Source organism: Chitinophaga sp. OAE865 (genome assembly GCF_040546735.1).
Taxonomy (GTDB): Bacteria; Bacteroidota; Bacteroidia; order Chitinophagales; family Chitinophagaceae; genus Chitinophaga; species Chitinophaga polysaccharea_A.
The window spans coordinates 2,221,153-2,242,500 of sequence record NZ_JBEPOF010000001.1 but is presented as its reverse complement, the minus strand read 5'-3'; the positions used below and the strand labels follow the sequence as shown (position 1 = coordinate 2,242,500).

Genomic DNA, 21,348 nt, shown 5'->3' with positions numbered 1-21,348 from the left:
TTAAACTACTTCACAGATATAGCAGCTATAATACAGTGTCCACAGCGTGGATAGGTATTAAATGCTTATAGCCAATTGTAAATTATATAACAAATACATATCTTTTGCTATTGTTTTAAAAATGCGTATAAATACTGTTGTCACCATTTGCGTACAAATACGTATCCTCCACTCCGGCTCAGTCATACAAAGATGTAGGTTCGTTACGCATTGAATGTGCGTTTTAAAACACCCTATAAAAAAAGAAGGCCGATTTGGCCTTCCTACTAATTCTTGCCGTCACATGTGTAAAGTTTTAAGCTCTGGTTGGGGACATAATCTCCTGCGAGGAATTACGATTTGCTGCCAAACTTTTGGTGCAAAGCATTAACAGTACGTAAATCTTCCTGTATTTTCTGCCGAATTATTTGCCCATGACAGTTCTTGTAGTTTTTACGGCCATGGCAAAAACATATACTCGACATATTTCCGTTGGCATTTAGATAAACTTGATAATTTGATTTCAGCTTTTCATATTCCCGGATATACGGTGCGACATATGCTGGAATTGAAATCTTAAATTGTTCCTCTCGTTTTCCCAACATGTAAAATCTTGTGCAGGCTTCATTGACTAAAATAAAATCATCGACAACAAGATTCTTTGTTGCATTTATTCGGATGTTATCAGTTAGCTGGCCATTGAAAACGAAATTATTATCTGATACAAACATGACTGTAGAAAAATCAATAACTCGCGGTGTTATGTCGATCAAAGATCCATCAGGCGATTCCCATACCGCGTGCCGCTCTGCCTCATACATATTAGGCGACTTGAATATGGCCCAGCCATAGTGAATTATTCCGCCTTCTCGCTTAACCTTTTCCTGAACGTTATAAAAACAACTATCAATCTTTGCATAATACTCTGGCTGAACAGGAACAATTTCCGGCTCATATTCAGCTCCCATTTTGTCTAATAATTTTTCAATATAAGAATCTATAGTAGAAGGGCTGATTATGGATGAGTGAATCGGAGGGATGGTTTTTGCGATTGGCCGGCTTTCTTCAGATTCATCTTCATCCTCGACTGGCACTTCATCATGGATCATTGCTCCGGCGAAATGCCCCCCGTAAAATTCGTAAAACCACATGGAATCTGTCGATTCTTCAACTTTAGCAAAGTGATAAACAAACGAACCTCCAGCGATAGTCCTTGTTTCCATGATAGTATGATCCACTTCAGGGAGCGCTTTAAACCAGTATATTACGATATGGGCATGCTTGGGTAAAGCGGATCCGAAATGATGATAGAACAGCCCTCTGGTGATCCGGTGGATTATTGAATCATGGGCTTCAGAATCCCAAAGAACTGAAGTCCCTGATTCCGGAGCTTTTCCATCGTGGCTTAATATGGTGACATGCTCCATACTCTCGATAATCTTCCTTTTGAGTTCCTGATTATGACGCACCGAAGGAAGTACCCTTTCCTTAAATAATCTTTCCCCTTCATTCCGGAAGCGGGCAACATGTAGTCCCAGATAGACCTTAAACCGTTCATCATGAACAGAGGCTCCCTGATTACATTTTAAGCAGGCGGGGACTGTAATCAGGTCGCTGGGTCGTGGCTTATTGAATATACCTTTGGGAGGAACGTGGTCCCTGGTGCTGGCGGGTTCTTCGTTGCAATAACAACAAAGTTCTTTTATTTTCCTATTGCCATTTTTCATCCGCAAAATAAGTGCTTAGCGTTAGTTAATTTGCTGTCCGATTTCAAGACTGTGGCTATCTATAGCTTTATGAAATTTAAACCTTTTATCAGAGCGGTTAAAAGTATCACTCAATTTTTTTTCGTAGCTCATCAATGGCAAGTAAGACCTGATCTTTATTAAAATGTGGGTACAATTTTCCATCTGTCCAGTAGCTATGGTATCGCCATATTTCTATGACCTCACGGATTGGAAGGTCATAAGGTTTGTAAAGCGGGTTCAGCGAAATCAAGGCTAAGCTACGATCTTCTTTAATGCGATTATTGACGATCTTAAAAACGATTCCCTCGTTTTTTGTAATGACTACGCATGGTGTTCCATCCTTTACCAGATTCCAGTCCTGCACGTATTCCACGATCACGTAAGATCCTTCCGGTACGGGGAGCATGGAATCTCCGCTTATCGGAAACATCCGGAATTTTTTATCCTTGGGCAACTGCGGCATATGAAAGACGGGCAGGCTGGAGATATAATCAGGATCTCCGTAGCCGGCTGCATATCCGGCCTTTGCTTTATGTGTCACCAGCTCAATCTGTTCTTTATTGTCCGGTGTTACGGTCGTTGCAAGAACACGCAGCTTTTTGCCGGCCGTATAGACGTCGTTTCCCGCTTCCAGATCACGCAATTTCAATTCGCCCAGTTTGCTCATGTCGATTCTCACCAGCGAATCAATACTGATCTTAAAAAAGTCCGAGACCCTTACTTGCACGTCAAAAGGTGGATTTTTTGTAGCCCCCGACTCATAGGCCTGTAAGTTTGCCCTGGAAATTTCAAGCTTTACAGAAAGCTGATCCTGAGTAAGTTGCTTGCGTTCCCGGAGGAATTTTAAATTCCTGGCCCAGAAAAAATTTTGTCCGCTCATAAAAAAATGTCATTATTGATAACATCACAATGTTATTAATAATAACAAAGGTAGTGAAAGTAAATGAAAAAAGATGGACCGCAGTATTGTGCATATGGATATGGATACGTTCTTTGTCAGCGTAGAGCGCCTGAAGGATAGTAGTTTAATTAACAAACCGGTTTTAGTCGGCGGTAACAGCGATCGAGCTGTGGTCGCCAGCTGCAGCTATGAAGCCCGACAGTTCGGTGTGCATAGCGCTATGCCTATGCGCCTGGCTCAGCGGCTTTGTCCCGAGGCTATTGTCCGTAAGGGAGATTATGATGAGTACAGCAAGTATTCCAAAATGGTTACAGAAATCCTTACCGGTGCAGCCCCGCAGGTAGAAAAGGCCTCTATAGACGAGCACTACCTTGACCTGACCGGCATGGACCGTTTCTTCGGCTGCTGGAAATGGTCGCTGGAGCTTCGCCGCAAGGTGATCCGGGAAACCGGCCTGCCCATCAGCATGGGCCTCTCAATGAATAAGACGGTCAGCAAAATAGCCACAGGGCAGGCAAAGCCCAATGGTGAGCTGGATATAGCCCATGGTGTGGAACGTGAGTTCCTGGCACCGCTGCCGGCAAACAAGATCCCGGGTATCGGCCCTGAGACTTACAAGATGCTTTGCAAAATGGGAGCTTCCCATATCTATCATTTGCAGCGACTGCAGGCTGAGCTGCTGGAAGCAACTTTCGGAAGGGCAGGAATGATGATCTATAATAAAGCAAATGGTCTTGACGACAGTCCCGTGGTCCCATACGAGGAGCAAAAGAGTATCAGTAAATCAACTACGTTCGATCGTGACACTACCGATATGGGGATTCTACGCAAGACCATTATTGGTTTTGTAGATGAGCTGGCATATGAATTACGCAGTCAACAACGGTTGACTGCTTGTGTGACAATCACAATTCGATATGCGGATTGGAATACCTATACAAAACAGACGCGCATTCCTTACAGCAGCACTGACGATATACTAATGAAAACCGCACTGGACTTGTTTGAAAAGCTTTATGATAAGCGGATGCTGGTCCGCCTTGTGGGCGTTAAATTCAGCGATTTTGTCTCCGGTTCGTATCAGATAGACTTATTTGCCGACTCCCTGGAGAAGATTAGTTTATATCAGGCTGTCGATAGCATTAAAAAACGATTTGGGCCTGAACTTTTGAAAAAGGCAGTTTGTCTTTAAACCCAATACCAACCAAACGCTTACCAGCTCACACCCAACAATCCTATGGCCCCTGGGATAAAAAGGAGGTACTATGCTAATTAATTGTCACTCATATTATTCGCTTCGGTATGGTACCATACCGTTAGAGAAATTAGTTGATTTATTATTGTCGGAAGGATACGAAACGGCTGTCCTTACGGATATCAACAACAGCACTGGTATGCTGGAGTTTATTAAACATTGTCACCAGAAAGGGTTTAACGGGCTTGCAGGTATTGAATTCCGCCGGGAGGATACGCTATTGTATATTGGCATTGCCCGTAACAACGCCGGGTTCCAGCAGCTTAATGAGTTCCTGACCACCCATAATCTGGAAAGCCTTCCGCTGCCTGAACAGGCTCCGCTGCTATCTGATGTATTTTTCGTTTACCCATTCCTGCCAGATAAGGAGCAGCCGTTGCGTGACAATGAGTATATTGGTATTCGACCATCACAGCTGACACGCATCGTAATGAGGTCGAGGTCTTTTCAGGAGCGATTGGTAATTTGGGCACCTATAAGCTTTGCCGAACTCAGTGACTTCCGGTTGCATTGCCAGCTGCGGGCTATCAGCCATAATATACTGCTTTCCCAACTGAAGCCGGCGCAGGCCGGCAGCCGGGATGAAGTACTTTTGCCACAGCCAGAGCTGATCTCCCGGTACAGCAGCTTTCCACAAATTATTATCAACACAAGCAAGCTGCTGGAGCAGTGCTCATTCGATTTTGATTTCACGACAGTAAAGAATAAAAAAACCTATACTGGTAGTCCATACGATGACCGTCAACTACTGGAAAAGCTGGCACTGGATGGTTGGAAACAACGCTATGGCTCCAAAAATAAAAGGGCTTTGGAGCGGGTCAGACAGGAGCTGGATGTTATCGACCGTCTTGGCTTTTCATCATATTTTCTGATCACCTGGGATGTCATACGGTATTCGATGCACAGGAGCTTTTACCACGTAGGCAGAGGTAGCGGTGCCAACAGCGTAGTCGCCTATTGTTTAAAAATTACGGATGTCTGCCCGTTGGAGCTAGACCTGTACTTTGAACGATTTCTGAATCCAAAACGGAAAACACCACCGGACTTTGACATTGACTACAGCTGGAAGGACCGAGATGAGGTTTTTGAATACATTTTCATGCGCTATGGGAAGAAGCATACTGCTTTGCTAGGAATGATGTCAACCTTTAAGGACCGCAGCATCATTCGGGAGATCGCCAAAGTATACGGTTTGCCGAAGGGCGAGATCGACCGGCTGATCAACCATCCCGCATCTTTTCATAATCGCAGCGACATTGTCGATAAAATTATTTCTACCTACGAGCAGTTGCCAAAGGATTTTCCCAATTTGCGTAGTATTCACGCAGGCGGGGTACTGATCTCTGAACTACCGATTACAGCTTACGTTGCCCTGGATTTACCACCGAAGGGATTACCAACGACACAATTCGATATGTATACAGCAGAAGAGATCGGCTTTGAAAAGTTGGATATCCTTTCCCAGCGCGGCATCGGCCATATCAAAGAAGCTGTGGAAATCATCCGGGAAAACCGGGGCAAGGATGTAGACGTCCATGCTGTAGCCGAGATCAAAAAGGATCCGAAAGTCTGTGCGCAGCTACAGTCGGGCGATACCATCGGTTGTTTCTATATTGAAAGCCCTGCGATGCGGGGAGTATTAAAAAAGCTGCATTGCAATGATTACCTGACGCTCGTTGCGGCCAGCAGTATTATCCGGCCAGGGGTCGGCTCCTCTGGCATGATGGATGAGTATATAAAACGGTTCCATAACCCTGATGGCTTCCAGTATCTTCATCCCATTATGGAAGAACAGCTAAAAGAAACATTCGGCGTCATGATCTACCAAGAAGACGTCCTTAAAGTGGGGCACCATTTCGGTGGCCTTGACCTTGCGGACGCCGATGTGCTACGCCGGTTAATGTCCGGCAAGAACAGAGGGCGCCATCACTTGGAAGAGATACGCGAAAAATTCTTTGGTCATTGCGCAAGTGTTGGGCATGACCTCAAAATAGCGCAGGAGGTATGGCGGCAGATGGAGAGTTTCGCCGGTTATAGCTTTTCCAAGGCCCACTCGGCCAGCTACGCGGTGGAGAGCTACCAAAGCCTATACCTTAAATCGCACTATCCTATAGAATTCATGACGGCGGTAATCAACAATGAGGGTGGGTTTTATTCCAGGTGGCTGTATGTTACGGAAGCCAGGAAGGCTGGGGCGATCATTAACCTGCCCTGCGTGAATCATTCCGAAATGAAGACCATGCTATACGGTAAAAATATCTATTTAGGATTCAATATGGTCCGCAGTCTGGAGACAAAAATGGTCGAAATTATCCTGGAGCAACGCAAGGCTGCTCATTTTAGTAGCATGGAAGACTTTGTAGCCCGTTGCCAACCTGGGCTGGAGCAGCTATTGCTACTCATCAGCACCGGGGCCATGCGATTTACCGGCGAGGATAAAAAAGGACTACTTTGGAAAGCTCATTTATTGCTTGCCGGCAACAAGGCACATAAAGGGAAACATAGCGGCGTGGCGCTGCTCTTTCAGCCGGCGTTCAGGATGCCGGAGGTGCCTCAATTTGAATGGGCAAATGACGAGGATTTTTTTGATGAGATGGAGCTGCTCGGGTTTTCAGTTTCATTATCGCCTTTTTTTATGCTCCAAGAGCAACCTGATGAAAGTATCAGGTGCAATGATTTAATGGGAAATGTTGGCAAAAGAATAGCTATTACGGGCCTTTTTGTAACCATGAAGCAAACGCGCACACGCAAAGGGGAAGCGATGGCATTTGGCACCTTCCTCGATCAGGACGGTCAGTTTTTCGATACAGTACACTTTCCCAAAGCATACCTCCAATATCCCTTCAGGCAGTCCGGAATCTATAAAATCTATGGGCTGGTCGCGGAAAGTTTCGGATTTCCATCTATAATCGTCGATGAAATGGTAAAACTGCCGATTCGGCAAGATCCGAGGTATGCTGCCCAGCAAAATTTTCTTAAATTAGGGTAAGGAATGAAACGTAAAGTCTTATATAATCCATTCGACCGGTTGACCGAAGCTATGATCCAGTACAGCATTTCCTCCGGGGAGATCTATTGGGTAATCCAGCGTTTTGAGTGGCCAGGAGTTCCCCTTAAAAAAGGCTTTATTGTAAGTAGATATAAAATGGAAAGCGATGCCATGGATCATTCCCGTGCACTGGGGCCAGGAGAAGGAAAATCGCTTGATATCAGTCAAGAAGCAGCGAAAATTACTGGTCTTATGGACCCGGATTCGGGCTTTCATTTTTTTAGCAATACTCTTCATAAAGATTGGGAGAAAAACCTGAAGGCAGCTTTTAAAGACAAGTTTATTGCTTATATTCGTCAAGCTCATTTTGCAGGAAGAGGAGCCGTAGAAGCAACACTCAGCCTTGAATATGGTCGTGTGGTCATTGAGCTCAAGAATGATAAAGGCCAAAACTATAAAGTTCCTATATCCAAAATTTTAAACGCTTAATCTGATGTGTGTTGATATTTCCTTTCATAGTGATATCCAGTTAACGCAGGAGGCCTTTCCGGGTATTGTGATCAATAAAACGCAACCATTCAGCAGTGACTTCGCAGAGCAAATAATGGCATTTGCTTTCCCACCTTGTTACGTCATTCGGGAAGCAAACGATGGAATTGAAGCAACCACAATGGAATGGGGTGTATTACCCACCTGGATCGAAGATAAAAAAGAACAATCAGTGCGGAGGACGAGCATGGTGAATATACAGAGTGAACGGATATTCGAAGATAAACGCTCGACTTGGTATAGGATCAGAAAGAACCGGATTTTAATACCCGTTGATGGCATATACGAGCATAGAGAGGTAAAAGGGATCAAAAATAAAATACCCTATTTTGTATGCTATAATGGGTCAAAGCCCTTCTACATACCTGGCCTATATCAGAAGATCGAATTTGCAGATGAAGATGGCGTCGTTCAAGAGCACAATAGCTTTGGACTCATTACAAGGAAGGCAAATGATGTAATGTCTCAAATTCATAATTCCGGAGCTAATAAAAATAGAATGCCTTTATTTGTGCCATTGGATATGGCTAAAGCCTGGATTTCTTCTTCCGTCCAAGAGTCTGAAATGAAGGAAATCTTAAACTATGAAGTTCCTAGTACTGATTTAGGGTATCATGCAGTGTATACACTTAGGGGCGGTAAGCTTCGACCCGATGGAGGTCATAAATACGATCCCTGGGACTGGCCGGGATTGCCCCCATTAGGTATGAATTCTGTACAAACAGAAATGTTCTGAACCTGCCCTTACCGGCGCAAACTGACCTATGCTAGCAAGCAAGAAAATACAGACTGAATACGAAAAAGTTAAGGTATTAGAAAATACAAAAAAGAGAGGTTACGAATTTGAGAAACTAATTAAAGCTTTATTTGAATTAAATGAATTGTCCCCCAAAGGTTCATATAAAGCAAAGGGTGAGCAAATCGATGGTTCTTTTTTTTGGCAAGGCCAAACTTTTCTCTTAGAGGCTAAATGGACCCAGGAAGCAATTCCGGCTTCCAGTATATATTCATTTAAAGGCAAACTAGATGGAAAATTCCATACCACCAGCGGGATATTTATTTCTGTAGGTGGCTTTAGTGAAGATGCTGAACTTGCATTGAAGTTCGGAAAAACATTGAACATTTTGCTTTTCGATGGCAATGACGTTGAACTACTATTCAAGGGGCATGTTGATTTTGTTGACATGCTGATCTTTAAACTCAGGGAGGCAGGCGACACTGGAAGTTTATATGTTCCATATAATACAAAGGCAATCGCAAGCAAACTTTCGACATCGCAAGCAGAACCATCTATAAATTATTCAGAGACCGAAGCGCGTCTTATACCTTCAATTGAAGATATTCTTGTTTTTGTCGAGCACATTGATAGCATATATGTTGCGAAAGATTTAATGGAAACCTTTAGATCAACCTGTGATATATCCTATCGAATAACGTCGTTTCAGGAATCGATAACATTAGCATCGCTACCTTCGCTTATAAGTGCTTATGAAAGATTTGGTTCAGCAAAGGGGGTAATTATTATATTAGAGGAAGATTTTAATTCTGAAATAACAAAAGGAAAGCTTGATAATATTACAGAGCAATTTGAAAACTCATCTATACCAATAACTCCCTTGTTTTTATTTTTAAACCCAATAGATGTAACGCAAGGCCAGAACAATCTCCGCTCGTTATGGATGAGTAATGATAAGATTTTGGCTATGTTGAATGACTATATTACTGTTATTGCAGAAGACCAATACAATCCTTATCCAGAACCTGAAAAAATTATTGCTAGTAGACTCCAGGATTTATATTGGGATTATGAGCGTCAGGAAGTCGATGCGCCCAGTGACTATGACGATTTTCCTCACACGCTGGAAACTTTGGACGATTTAATCGAGTATTTAAATGATGAAATAGCAGCCGTAATGAATGCAGAAATGCCATTGGAATGGCTTAAAGATCAGGACGGATTAAATTATAAGATGATGATTAAACAGTATCTAATAGAAAATTATCAGCCGCATCTTCGAAAATTAGGTTGGACAGAGATTTTCTAAAATCTATTCCAAAGGTAATTCCGGCCTACTCTGAAGAAAACCAGACACACTTTAAAAGCCGTTCAATGGTACCCTCAAAGATTATGGGATTTTGTAGCTAGTAATCCATTTAAGGGTGGTTATGCTGGCGGGCCCTTTTGGGCTTATCTCTCTACTCCATTTGTTAATACGGATTCATTCGATATATATTAACAGATCAAGGGCACCCATTATTTATTTTCAATATAAATAATAGGCAATCCCGCATAACGGCAGAGCCCCTATTGGCAAAATTACCCTGAAATGCAACTATTAAAGCGACTCTCAGCCCTCACCAGGACCGGAACAGATGGCGTTCCCTCAGAATTTGAAGATCAGGTTATCGTGGTAAATACCCTAAGCCTGATGACGGCTTTACTTGCCGGCACGATCGGCACCGGCATAGCTATCGAATTAAGAGATCTATCCATTTTCGTCGCTGCCTGGTTAGAGGTACTGTTCTTTAGCGGCTTTATCCTGATCAATTACTACCACAGGCACATGACCGCGGCAATGGCATTTCTAACTGTCCATAACATTGGTATCCTTTATTTTGGAGTATGGAAGGGTATGGTCATTGAAGAAGAAATGCTTACCGTTTTCCTGATCATAACCTCACTTTTAATCCTTAAATCCGTTTGGCAAATTTCAATCAGTATAGCCATCAGCTGCACAGGGCTTGCTCTAGCGAAGATCAATCAACGTACAAATTTCATCACCTCTGAGAAGGTCCGGGATCCTGGTAATCTTTTTCATGATTGGGGCATGATCGCCTTGTTTATCCTGATCATAACCGCAATAGGCTTTTTCAAGAAGTACGTCGTGAACCTGATCGAAAAGCTCAAAAAGATAAATGAAAGCCTCGACCTGCTGGTCCGCCAGCGGACGGTCGAACTGGAAAAAGCCAACCAAAACCTCAATTTGTTCTTTCGGGCCATTGCCCATGATATTAACGATGAGCTTAGCGCCCAATTGGCAATGGGAGGACAAATTGCAACGGAAATAAGCGCCAGCCATCAGTATAGCCGCCTGCAGCAGCTGGTTGCCGTTCAGAATGCGGCAAGTATCAGGGCGAGCTCCCTGGTAGGAAATATTCTGGACCTAAGAAGGATCGAAGCAGGAGAATTCGATGCACCCAAAAATACGACGGGAGACCTAAAGGCGTGGAGCTATAACCTGGTGGAGGCCATGCAGTTCAATGCAAACAGCAAACTGATTAAAATCGTCCTGATCCTGGAGCAGGAGGTGCCGCAGTTTATCGATACCGATTTTTTGCTGCTGGAAAAGGCTGTGAAAAACCTACTGGGCAATGCCATAAAGTTTACCAGGGAGTGCGGCCTGGTTACCTTAAGCATTAGCCTTTGCGCAGGCGACTTATGCCTGGAAGTAACGGATCAGGGCCAAGGGATCAAAGCCGAAAAGCAGCAAAAAATATTTGACCTGTACGTTACGGAAGGCCAGCAGGGAACCGGTTTGGGCCTTCATATCGTAAAAAGGACCATTGAGACATTAGGAGGGCAGATAGAATTGGAAAGCGAACAAGGCATGGGCAGTACCTTCCGATTGCTGATACCCTTTAAGTTCGCTGAACACATTACTGATACCAGAATGTCGGCACCCCAATTTTCCAATAGCCCAGTTGAAACTAAAGTTAGCGTGCTGGTCATCGATGACAACGATCTGGCAAGGACATCAAGTAGGCTGATCTTATCTTCTTTGGATTATGAGGTACTGCTGGCCACTGGCGGATGGGAAGGATTGGATATTGCCAAAAAACAGCTACCCAATTTAATTATCCTTGACTCCAATCTGCCGGATATCAGCGGAAAGGAAGTCCTTTCCAGGCTGCGCAGCGATCCGCAGCTAAGAAATATACCTGTGCTTGTAGCAACCGGAGACCGAGGTAAGGACATCATTAAACAATTTCATCCGGCTCCTGATGATTTTCTTTTCAAACCCTTTACCAATCTGGAATTTGTAGGATCTATTAACCGCCTGGTCAAGCTCGGGGCTCTAAAAAATAATATCCCTACCAGTAGCTAATTTTTTTTAACACCGGGGAATATTTATGATGCCGGCACGTCGGCAAAGGCATCAATTGCCGGCGAGCCGCCGCTTTTATACCGCAGCGTGTCGGTTATGTACCAGCGCCAGTGGCCGGCTATCATCAAATTATTGTATTCGATGAATTTAGTTACCGCAGCTTGCTCCCGGCCAAAATCTGGCAGGGTGGCGGTAAGTTGGCGGTATTTGCCCAGATCAACGTCATGTTGTAGTAACAATTTGCTGACAGCATCTGCACGGCTTTGTTTATAGGCATACTGCAATACAAGGATCAGGTTCATCACATCTCTGCCAGTTTCTTTTTGCACGGAGAAATAATCATTGCACCAGGCAATTATCCTGCAGACAAGCACAGCTATGGCTTCCATGTGGGGGTGATGTCGGACAAGGTCGGAAAGCGGCAGCTCGGTTGCCACTTCTACGCCATCGATCATCTGGAGCACATCGACGCTTTTCCACCGGATGTTTTCGTATTCCTTGGGCGTGGGGAAGAGCTGCTCCCGTTTGTATACCGACTCTTCTATCATGCCATCGATATACTTTTCCATGCTGTGGGCAAAGCGATGCATCCAATGCTCCGGCATCCATGACCTGAATTTTTTTGCGATAATTGCCATTTGCCGGTAAAAGGCATTGGTATCCTTACCGGCGACTGCTTCGCCCCGGATGATAGCGCCTATCTTTTTTCGCAGGATATCATAGGTCTTCAGGTCAGCGTGCTCGTAGTAATCATCAAATGCCAATCCCCAAAGAGAGCACATGGAAAGGGCCACCAGCCGCTCTTTGGAGGCATGAGGAAAAAACCGGGCGGTAAGGTAGCCAGTCTTGGTTTTGGCATACCTCGTTCTAACTTCAGGTGGCAAAAAAGAATAATCATTTTGTAACCACTCCCTGGTCATTTGCTCCATCTCATCAGCATAGGTGCTTATGCTATCATCAAAGGGATACCGCAGTAAGGGTTCAGCCATGTCTGGTTAGGAATTAAAGGTAATAGGCAGTGCCTGAAGACCGTAAGATATCTGGCTATTTAAGGGCATTAATACTGCGCCCTGGCGTAGCTTTATGCTTTTAAACCTGGCTAAAAGCAGCTCCAGGGCAATACGGACCTGAACTTTTGCCAGGCCAGCACCTATACAATGATGGATACCATATCCAAAGGACAATACCTTACTTAAATTCGGCCGGTCCAATGCAAACCGGTGTGGATCGGTAAAGACATCCGGATCCCTGTTCGCTACACAGACCCATGCATTGACCATATCCCCTTGCCGGATGTGGCAACCGCCAAAGTGCATGTCGCTGCTTGCTCTCCGGTACATGCTCACCAGGCTTGGCTTTAACCTTAAAGTTTCCAGGATAGCCGTTGGAACCATGCCAGGATCTGCGCTCAATTCCTCCTGAAGGCCTTGTATTTCCGTTAAGGTGTGAATGCAGCTAACCAGCAAATTGGCCGTTGTTTCAAATCCCGCAAGTAAGAGCGTCATACAAGTGCCTATTTTTACAGGCAATGTGAAGGCATCATCAGACTGTTCTGCATTCGCCAGTGCGGATAACAGATCTGCTTGTGGAGCAGCTGTCCTGGCTTCTAGCAAAGCAAAAAATAATTGCCCCATTTCTTTTTGTGCAGTAGCGGCATTTAAGAGTCCGCCCTCTGAATACCCGGCAGACACGATAGCTTTTGCCCATCCATTGACCTTGCTATGATAATCTTCAGGTACCCCAATGATCCGGCAGATAACGGATGTAGTAAGTGGAAAGGCAAACTCGCTGGCCACTTCCATGGAAGTTGTCTTAGGGGACAAAAGGCTACCAGCCACCTCATGAATCCAGGGCTCCCCAGCCTCTATAGCCGCTTTAGAAAAGAAGCCGCTAATAAGGCTTCTAAGCCTGCCATGCAAGGGCGGATCTACTTGGTTGATATTGCTGCCCAGCAATTGGTCGCCGTCCGAGGGCATATAATTGTTGCTAAAGCTACCTGCGTCAAACAAAATTTTCTGTACCTGGTCATAACAGTAAAATTGCCAGGCGCCGGAGCTACCATGCATTAATTTAAAGTCCGGATCAAAATGTGGGACCAGCGCTGTTATAGGAAATGCGGTTGTCATGTCGGCAGTTATTATACTTGGTAAGATAACTGGCGATACTGCAATTTCCATGCAGTTTGTACACTAGATCAAGGATACGGTAGTTCATTTGCTGCTTGTTTGTAACGAATAACTATAGCCAGAAAAAGACACTACAAACCTAATTCACGTCTGCAACGATTAATGGTAGCCTGACTGGCGATTCCTTTTCGTAAGATCGTTTCTTTGGACCAGCCCCTGCGCAGCGCCGCCTTTACCTTTTGGGCCTTGGTTTTCCTAAAGGCAGGTATATAAACATTCCCATATTTCTCCAGGTAGTTCCTTACCGTCGTAACAGATATTTTATGTGTACCGGCAATTTCCTGAAGGCTCCTGCCGGCTTGTAGCAACTGCTTATATTGACTTGCCCTCTGTTTTCTATGTTGTTTGTGGTTACCAGCAATTAATTTGCGTCCAAGAATTTTGGAGATGGCCGTACAACTACATAAAAAATCATTAGCGATCTGTTTTATTGTATTACCCTTAAGGTATATTTTTTTTATCCTGTCTTGGATTCTTGTATTTTTAAAAATGCTGGCTTTCTTCTGCAAATGCTTCATGACCTGGATGGAGTGCCCCGTAGTTTCCATGACTGCTTTGCCGTTTTCTAAGCTTCTATATAGGCGCTTCAATTGCGCAATTCTATTTTTTTCTGCAATTGATCTTTGATCTGAAATGCTTTGTCGCAAGGTCTTTACGCTTGTGCCAGTGGCTTCAAGGTAGCGATGGATGAGGCGAACGGAAATATGGTAACGGATAGCGATCACTTTCAACTTATTTCCAGCTTCGATTTCTTTTTTTAGATTAGTAGCTATAGCCAAAACTTTCACAGGATCGGCCAGCTTACTTTTCAGCTTATCTCCTTTAAACGGAATTTTTCGGGGCGATCCTCTAAGAAAGTTCGTAATATACGTTTTGCTTACCTGGTATTTTCCACAACACTTAAATCCATATTCCTGTACTCTTTGGTTAATCTGCGTTTCAAGATCGATCAGTTGCTCAATTAGTGCATGGTCATTTGGATACGGTAGATTAGATACCGGTAGGTCTAAGTTCAACCGGACAGCAGATTCCGGCAGTTGAAGATAAGAAGCGATTTCACGGATGGTATATCCATTAGAGAATAATTGCTGGCAAACAATAGTATCCCTGCATTTTGCAAGACGCCTGATTGTTTTTACCTCTTTTTTGCCAATGCCAATAATACTAAACAGGCTGGTAATTTGTGATGTGGTAACAATCCGCCACTTTGCCACATCGGCGGGTTGCTTGCCTTTTAGCATATCACCAAATATATACAGCGCTAACTTAACATCTAAGGCTTTGGGTTTGGGTGGATCTAAAGTAAACGTGAATGGACGAGTAGCAGGACTGCCCACATTTGTGCTGACAACCCGTAAATGATCCGGAACTTCCGTAGTTTTCCTGGCTGCTTCCGCTACCCGATTTGTTTCTATTGTCTTTAATACAAATTCATGATCAACTGCCAGTTTTCGGGCAATTTCCGCAGCCGTAAGCCCCGCCTTACTTAACCTAATGATAAGACGGCAGTCCCGTTTGGCTTCTTCTTCTTTGGGAGGCAGAAGATAATGAGCCCTCAGCACAGAAATTACCAGGCCATAGCTAATAATTAAAGTCCGGACAATACGATCCGGACTTTCCCCTTGTTTGTAGAGGTCTATAATTTTTTGTTCTGTGGATTGAAGAGTAACAGGTTCGATCAACTTTAACAGATTTACGCTATATAGCAATGAGTAAAAAGTTCCGTATTATGGATATTCCTTATCCATGATATAGAATAATTATATTCATTACTATCGTTGGTATTATCTGAAGCTAATTAGCTCGCCGGCTTAATCGGTAAAAGAGGGAAGTATAGAATCGTTACAGCGCTAAGATACAAAAAAAATGCTTCCAATGGTAGCTGAAGTACGACGCCTTTACTTACAACCTTGATGGGAGTGATCGCTTTAGGTATCGGTGCCATAGATTTTTTTATTGGTGTCTGGAAAGTATCCAGATGTAACCAGTGCATCTACCAACTTAATTTACTTTTCTATTATTTTACTATTAGTCATTTCTGGCAATAAGCAGATGAGTAAGCTCAGGGGTGTTATAAATATGTTCCATGACCTCTTCTATGATTTGAACGACATCCTCTTTGATGGAAACATAATTTCTGTCAATCTCTGCCTGCGTTATATCCCGGACTTTTGGAATGGGCTTATAGCTTTTTTCTTCTGCAGCAATAGCCGCGTGATCATTCTGAATCTCGCAGTGAAAAGTTTTCAAAGCGATCTTCATGTCGGGATTGTCAGCAACGGTGCCCACGAATTCACCCGATGATAATGAAGCAATGGTAGACGCGGGTATGGCTGATTCCAGCTGTGTGGACTTACTGACAGAGGTTTCGGAGCTATTAATGGAATAGCTTTCCCGCTGCTGCATGATACGTCCAAACCTTTCTGAAAGGGCTTTCGCAGTATCGCCGCCTACCTGCCCTGAGATAATATTGCCGACAATGCCAAATATCACATCGGCGATCTCCTTTCCATAGTCCTTACGCAACTGGCTAATATCCTGGACAGCTAAGAATGTACTGACCCGATTGGATCTGGCACTGGCAATGGTGGCTTCAACACCCGATTGGCCGCCGATATAAATAGTGGGCAGTTCATCGATAACCAGGCTGGACTTGAGCTTGCCCTTCTGGTTGACCAGCTTGAGCATCCTGGTAACAAACAAGGAAAGCACCGGCCCGTACACCTGAAGCTTCTGTGGGTTGTTACCCATACAGAGGATCTTAGGATCATCAGGATTGTTGATGTCCAGCGTAAACTCATTGCCGGAGATCACATAATATAACTGTGGGCTTGAAAGCCTCGCCAGCGTTATCTTTGCACTTGCAATCTGGCCTTCCAGCTGCTCCATCGCCCCGTTTATATAAGCCAGGACGAATGGATTGATCAACACCTCAATCTCGGGCTCGGTCCGAAGAACCGGGAACAGCTGATCATAGGGCATCTGCATCAGCTCTATGCAGTGTGGGAGGGTACAGTACTTACCAGACTTGTATTTGCGAAGGAACCAGATAATTCCCGTTAAGAAATTTATTGGCGACTCCACGAAAAAATCTCCTGTTTTGGGGGTGGCCGGGCCATTTAATTAAAAATGGCCCGGCCACCCCCGCTTTTTCTTATCCATTCCCGGTTAAGTCCAAGCATGATAGTCCTGCTGCTTTCGGTAGCATCGGTAATATCGGTCATGCTTGCCGGGTCCAACGGGTTGCAGCGATGGGATCGGGAGAGGTCGTCGAAGTTTATCGTATAAAACTTCGGTGTCTTCTTATAGGCATGTTTATTTTTAAGATAAGTATTGTAAGCAATCAGGGATAGGTCCGGAAACTTAAAATCATAGATGAAAGCGGTGAAGCCTTTCTGGATATGTTGCGTGATGACATGGCGCACCACGAAGTAGCTCTTTCCTTATTTCTTTCTTTTTCTCATCGGGATCCGGGGGTACCGCAAAGCAGCGACCCCCGGAACGGATTGATGATGTTTATAAAACTGTTGTGAATTTTTCCTTTAAGGTTATATTTGGCGGGTAGGTTGATGCTGTACTCATTTTGGAGCAGCCGTTCTTCCTGTGGAAAGGTCTCCTGAAGCTTATTAAAAATATCACCCTGTAGGCGGTCCTTGAGAATACGGGTAAGAAGCGTCCCACCGTGGAGGAAGAGCAGGAAGCCAATGCCAGTAACTACCATATACAACCCTGCCAGCACCTGGACAGAGGCATTGAGTTTGAGCAGCATATGGCTTAACCCATATACAATAATGCCGAAAACTAATGGACGAAGTGCAGCCTGTAGGGTAAGTTTCTCATCCTTTTTACCTTTGATGCCGATAAGAGATACCAGCAAAAGTCCCAGGGCCATGCCCTTTGAAATAAAGAATTGCCGGAACAGTCCTGTGCCAGCGATGCTGGCCAAAATGTTTTCAGTGATCTTGTAGGTAAGTCCCCAGGTAACGAAAGCCTGGTAGCAATAATAATAGAAATGCAGGCCAAGAATAACAATACTGCATTTACGGATTAGGTCCGTGATCTTCCTGAGCGCCTCGGCGTTCTCTCCTGTATTCATATGCATTACTTTAAATTGTCGGATGTCCGCCGGCCATTACAGCCCGGGGATTTTCTTTTTCTTCCGTAGCGTCCCGGGGCTGCTTTCCATATGCTCATCGCTGGTTAGCTCCTGCCAAAGCGAGAAGAATACGGGCATAGCCTGGGCCGGGAACAGAGCGGGGGCCTGCTTTTTTGAATATTGTGGGGGCTGAATTACTGATGTATTGATATCCGTGCCGGTAAAGCGTTCTATCTTTTCCAGCAGCTTAGCTGCGCTGAAATCTTTTCCCAGCTCAGAGCCTTTGAAGATGCAGCGGGTAGCGTTGTCAATAAAAGAAAGGCCGAACACCTTCCCCTCTGCGCCACGATGCAAAAGGATTCTGATACCCTTTTCCCTGAGCTGTTGCTGCAGGGACTCCAGGGTGGCGCCAGGGGTAAGCGCCTTTGATACCAGGTGCTTAATGCGCTCTCCGTAAGGCTTTTTTTCTGCCTTATGAGCAGGATAAAGTTTTTCCAGATTAGCCAGTGTTGGGCTGGTAAAAATGCTGCTGGCTTTTATCGGAACGCCAGACAGGTTACCTTCCTTATCGAGTAATCGGTATTGTAATCCTCTTTTGGCATACATAAGGCTATCCTCTTTTCCCCGGTCCGCACAAACATTAAACTGACAAAGGATTGCATTGTACTCCTGCAGGGAAGAGAATTTATAGGTTGCTATAACCTCTCGCACGACACGGGAAATGGCTGCCTTGGTCGGCTGCTTTCCATACACGACGCTGTCAATATCTATAGGCTTTAATGAGAAATAAGGTTCCTTTTTCTGCTCCTCAGCCTTTACTAAACCATAGCTTTCCTCAATTTGCTTCCGGGCTCTTTCCGACTGGATCTTTCCGATATTGTGGGTCTCTAATCTTTCACCATACCGGTTAATATTGGTGGTGACGATATGCACATGTGGATGCCCCGCATCCATATGCTGGTAAAGAAGGTAGGGCTGCTCTCCCCAGCCGATCTGCTCCAGGTATTCACTGGCAATGCTCCGGAGCCGGTCGACACCAAGCTGATCTGCCGGCGAAAAATTGAGCGAGATATGTACTGCATTGGTCTTTGTCCGCTCATTTAGCTGGGTAAGATCAGTAAACCGCTGCAGCTTCTGGTGAAAGGAAAGGCTGGCAGGATCCTGTAGGTATCCGCCTGAATGCAGCAGTATGGCATCGCCAAGGGAAACCTTGTGCTCATTATAATACAGCGCCTTACGGATACTTTTACCGGTGATAATCTTAGCTACCATCGCTCAGAAAGCTTAGCCATCATGGTAAAGAGCATACTGATACGCTCGTCTGCTTGTTGAAAGAGCCGGACAACTTCCAGGGCCAAGACTGCACGCTGGGCCGGTTGCTTTTCTACATGGATTGCGCGTGTTGCCTGGTTGATATTGACGCCGATGGCCTGGATTTGCTTCCGAATCAGCGCCAGCTCTTCCAGTAGCAGCCGGCTGGCCTGGTCGACATTTTCCACGATGATCTTCCTGTTATCGATCACCTTCCGGAGCAGTTCACTCATGGAACGGCACCGGCTTTGCTCCAGCAGGCCGGATAACTCCTGATATTTTTCAGCGCTGATCCGGATAGGAACAACACAAGTTAGCAGTAGTCTTTTTTCTCTCTTCTTCTTTTCCATACACACAGATACTGTTTGTGATAAGGGTGCTGAAATGGCCGACTCCGGAGGCCATTTCCCCCTCCGCCGCAACGCAGTGCGGAGGGCAAGATGGGATTGTATACAATCCTACATCTTGCCGCGCCACAGCTGGCGCCGATCATTTCCAGAAAATGCTTCACCTTGTAACTAAAGCACTTACAGATATTCTGCTCTTCTGGCAGCAAGCAATATTATTCGGGTACAGCTGAGGGGTAATATTCCGTCAGTTATTGCTGCGTTCAACTGGTTAAAGGGACCCCGGTTTCCTGTTGTCTGATTTTCTTTGTGTTAGTTTCTTTTGAACCTGGGGTTGCACAATTTTGGAGGATTGGTCGAGTGTATATGACGGTGGATGCCAATCAGGATCGAAATTTATATTTACAGGGATCGGCCGGCTATCCTCAGCAAAGAAGGCCAAAGTCTTTTCTTCAGGCACGCACATCATTAATATCTTCCTTCCACTCGGATGGATTTCCTGGCAAATGTCGCCCTTGGAAAGCTCTAAAGCCAGGTTTTCCGGGCGCCGGAAAAACCGAAAATTATCGATGAGATTTACAAGATCATTGCTTGTCGGTCCAATAAAGAAATGCAGCTTTGGACCATACTGATCGCCTTGTTTCAAGCGCGCCCATTGCTCTGTTCCTTCATAGTTCCTGAAAAGTTCGGTAGCCATCGCAGCTCTTCCGGCAAGCAGGTTAATGGCTACATGGGCATTCGTGTTAGATGGAAACGGCATTTTGATTTCGGGAAAGGACTTCGCCAATTCCCATGCCTCATCCCGGACCATATCTTCAAAAAAAGTTGCGCCGACCCAATACTTAAGCGACAGCATGTCGTAAATTTTCTGGCCATCAGGATAAGAAAGAAGGTTATTCATTTTCTTGGAAATCATTTCCACCGGCGGGGTAAAATCCGGCACATCGCCATCTTCAAATATAAACAATTCACTATCTTTACTCCAATCAATGGAAGACATTTCAATGTCAAGAATCTTTGTATCGATACCTGCGAAAGTACGATGCTCAATTGGTGGGAATTTTCTGAAGCTTACAATTAATTGTTCCGGTTTATAGTTATTGCCAACTTGATCAATATAGAGCCGAATCTCTCCAATACCATCTTTGCAAAATTTTTCAACATCCATTTGAAAGGAACTCGGATTTGAAACAAGCTTTTCACAGAGTCTATTATAGAAATGATATCCACGAAAACTGGTTAGACCGATAGGGTCACATTTCTCATATAGATCATCCAATTTTCCGGTCAATAAATAATAAGCGAGGTTAGCATGAACGGAGCTGGTAAAATCACGTTTTCTTTGGTACATCCGTTCCATTGCTCCAGCCCATTCCGGATTTAACTGATCCTTGGGCCAATATTTAAACATCAGGGTTCGAGCAAATACTGCCTCGTCACTTCCCTTCTCAGTTAACAATTGATTGAGCAGGGGGAGGCATTCCTTTGCCATGCCTGTATTGTCTACCCCCTGTACGGCTCCGCCTCTAAAGTATAAACCCCAGTGAACCTTTTGCATTTTACGGTCTAGCTCTTGTGAATTTATCGCTCCGTATTGCCTATTGGGAATTTCCGGCAATATAACCAGGTTGGACTCATACCGGTGAAAGAGGTAAGCATTTATCTGCTGATTTTTTTGAAATTGCAGCCGGTACATAACGGTCTGGTCTTCCATGTGACTGAAATGTATGGTATGCTCAAGGCTAAATTCCGGCAGCCCGGTTTTGATTTTAGACCGAAGAGACGATTCAAGTTCTCGGCTCTCAAAGCCTTTTTCAGCAAGGTATTCCAATAGCTTTTTAATATCTTTTTCTTCCATTACTCAGCTCAAATTTTCAGAAA

At 44.6% G+C, this 21,348-nt stretch carries 17 protein-coding genes; 6 read left to right on the top strand and 11 right to left on the bottom strand.

Translation table 11 applies throughout. The features are described 5' to 3' along the window. Positions 1-332: 332 nt before the first annotated feature. Together ABIE50_RS09165 and ABIE50_RS09160 are read right to left on the bottom strand one after the other, a co-directional pair. Positions 333-1,706 (bottom strand): hypothetical protein, encoded by a 1,374-nt coding sequence (locus tag ABIE50_RS09165; RefSeq protein ID WP_209864298.1) that lies wholly within the window; start codon positions 1,704-1,706, stop codon positions 333-335. Positions 1,707-1,812: 106 nt separating this feature from the next. Further along, positions 1,813-2,607, bottom strand: a complete 795-nt coding sequence (locus ABIE50_RS09160) for an XRE family transcriptional regulator (protein WP_209864300.1) — start codon at positions 2,605-2,607, stop codon at positions 1,813-1,815. 73 nt (positions 2,608-2,680) lie between these two features. On the opposite strand from ABIE50_RS09160, the gene dinB reads away from it, so the two are divergent. The 6 genes from dinB (at position 2,681) to ABIE50_RS09130 (ending at position 11,527) form a co-directional block, all read left to right on the top strand. Beyond that, on the top strand, positions 2,681-3,820 hold the full coding sequence (gene dinB, locus ABIE50_RS09155; RefSeq protein WP_209864303.1) for a DNA polymerase IV: 1,140 nt from the start codon (positions 2,681-2,683) through the stop codon (positions 3,818-3,820). 73 nt (positions 3,821-3,893) lie between these two features. Then, positions 3,894-6,872: a DNA polymerase III subunit alpha gene (locus ABIE50_RS09150; protein WP_209864305.1), complete on the top strand. Its 2,979-nt coding sequence runs from the start codon at positions 3,894-3,896 to the stop codon at positions 6,870-6,872. A 3-nt stretch (positions 6,873-6,875) separates the two neighbouring features. Next, a complete protein-coding gene (locus ABIE50_RS09145; RefSeq protein ID WP_209864307.1) occupies positions 6,876-7,361 on the top strand; it encodes a hypothetical protein in 486 nt (161 codons plus the stop codon). Positions 7,362-7,365: 4 nt separating this feature from the next. Then, positions 7,366-8,157, top strand: coding sequence for an SOS response-associated peptidase (locus ABIE50_RS09140; protein WP_209864309.1), 792 nt, complete (start codon positions 7,366-7,368; stop codon positions 8,155-8,157). 28 nt (positions 8,158-8,185) lie between these two features. Beyond that, complete coding sequence (locus ABIE50_RS09135; RefSeq protein ID WP_209864312.1) at positions 8,186-9,466, top strand: restriction endonuclease; 1,281 nt, start codon at positions 8,186-8,188, stop codon at positions 9,464-9,466. Between the two features lie 282 nt (positions 9,467-9,748). Next, the gene (locus ABIE50_RS09130; protein ID WP_209864315.1) at positions 9,749-11,527 is read left to right on the top strand and encodes an ATP-binding response regulator; all 1,779 of its coding nucleotides are present in this window, start codon (positions 9,749-9,751) and stop codon (positions 11,525-11,527) included. A gap of 23 nt (positions 11,528-11,550) precedes the next feature. Here ABIE50_RS09130 and ABIE50_RS09125 read toward each other — a convergent pair whose 3' ends face one another. The 9 genes from ABIE50_RS09125 to ABIE50_RS09085 all read right to left on the bottom strand — a co-directional run bounded on the left by ABIE50_RS09125 (position 11,551) and on the right by ABIE50_RS09085 (position 21,325). Next, positions 11,551-12,516 carry a terpene synthase family protein gene (locus tag ABIE50_RS09125; protein ID WP_209864318.1) on the bottom strand — a complete coding sequence of 322 codons (966 nt, stop codon included), beginning with the start codon at positions 12,514-12,516 and terminating at the stop codon, positions 11,551-11,553. Between the two features lie 6 nt (positions 12,517-12,522). Next, positions 12,523-13,704: a cytochrome P450 gene (locus ABIE50_RS09120; protein ID WP_209864321.1), complete on the bottom strand. Its 1,182-nt coding sequence runs from the start codon at positions 13,702-13,704 to the stop codon at positions 12,523-12,525. An 80-nt stretch (positions 13,705-13,784) separates the two neighbouring features. Next, positions 13,785-15,395, bottom strand: a complete 1,611-nt coding sequence (locus ABIE50_RS09115) for a helix-turn-helix domain-containing protein (protein ID WP_209864324.1) — start codon at positions 15,393-15,395, stop codon at positions 13,785-13,787. A 346-nt stretch (positions 15,396-15,741) separates the two neighbouring features. Continuing rightward, a complete protein-coding gene (locus ABIE50_RS09110; protein WP_354027942.1) occupies positions 15,742-16,602 on the bottom strand; it encodes a type IV secretory system conjugative DNA transfer family protein in 861 nt (286 codons plus the stop codon). Between the two features lie 230 nt (positions 16,603-16,832). Further along, a complete protein-coding gene (locus ABIE50_RS09105; RefSeq protein ID WP_354027941.1) occupies positions 16,833-17,141 on the bottom strand; it encodes a hypothetical protein in 309 nt (102 codons plus the stop codon). Between the two features lie 32 nt (positions 17,142-17,173). Beyond that, the gene (locus ABIE50_RS09100) at positions 17,174-17,809 is read right to left on the bottom strand and encodes a YWFCY domain-containing protein (RefSeq protein WP_354027940.1); all 636 of its coding nucleotides are present in this window, start codon (positions 17,807-17,809) and stop codon (positions 17,174-17,176) included. Between the two features lie 36 nt (positions 17,810-17,845). Further along, a complete protein-coding gene (locus ABIE50_RS09095) occupies positions 17,846-19,081 on the bottom strand; it encodes a relaxase/mobilization nuclease domain-containing protein (protein ID WP_209864326.1) in 1,236 nt (411 codons plus the stop codon). Further along, the gene (locus tag ABIE50_RS09090; protein ID WP_209864329.1) at positions 19,075-19,470 is read right to left on the bottom strand and encodes a plasmid mobilization protein; all 396 of its coding nucleotides are present in this window, start codon (positions 19,468-19,470) and stop codon (positions 19,075-19,077) included. The genes ABIE50_RS09095 and ABIE50_RS09090 overlap by 7 nt, the downstream gene beginning before the upstream one ends. A 268-nt stretch (positions 19,471-19,738) precedes the next feature. Continuing rightward, complete coding sequence (locus ABIE50_RS09085) at positions 19,739-21,325, bottom strand: hypothetical protein (RefSeq protein ID WP_209864332.1); 1,587 nt, start codon at positions 21,323-21,325, stop codon at positions 19,739-19,741. Between the last annotated feature and the right edge of the window lie 23 nt (positions 21,326-21,348).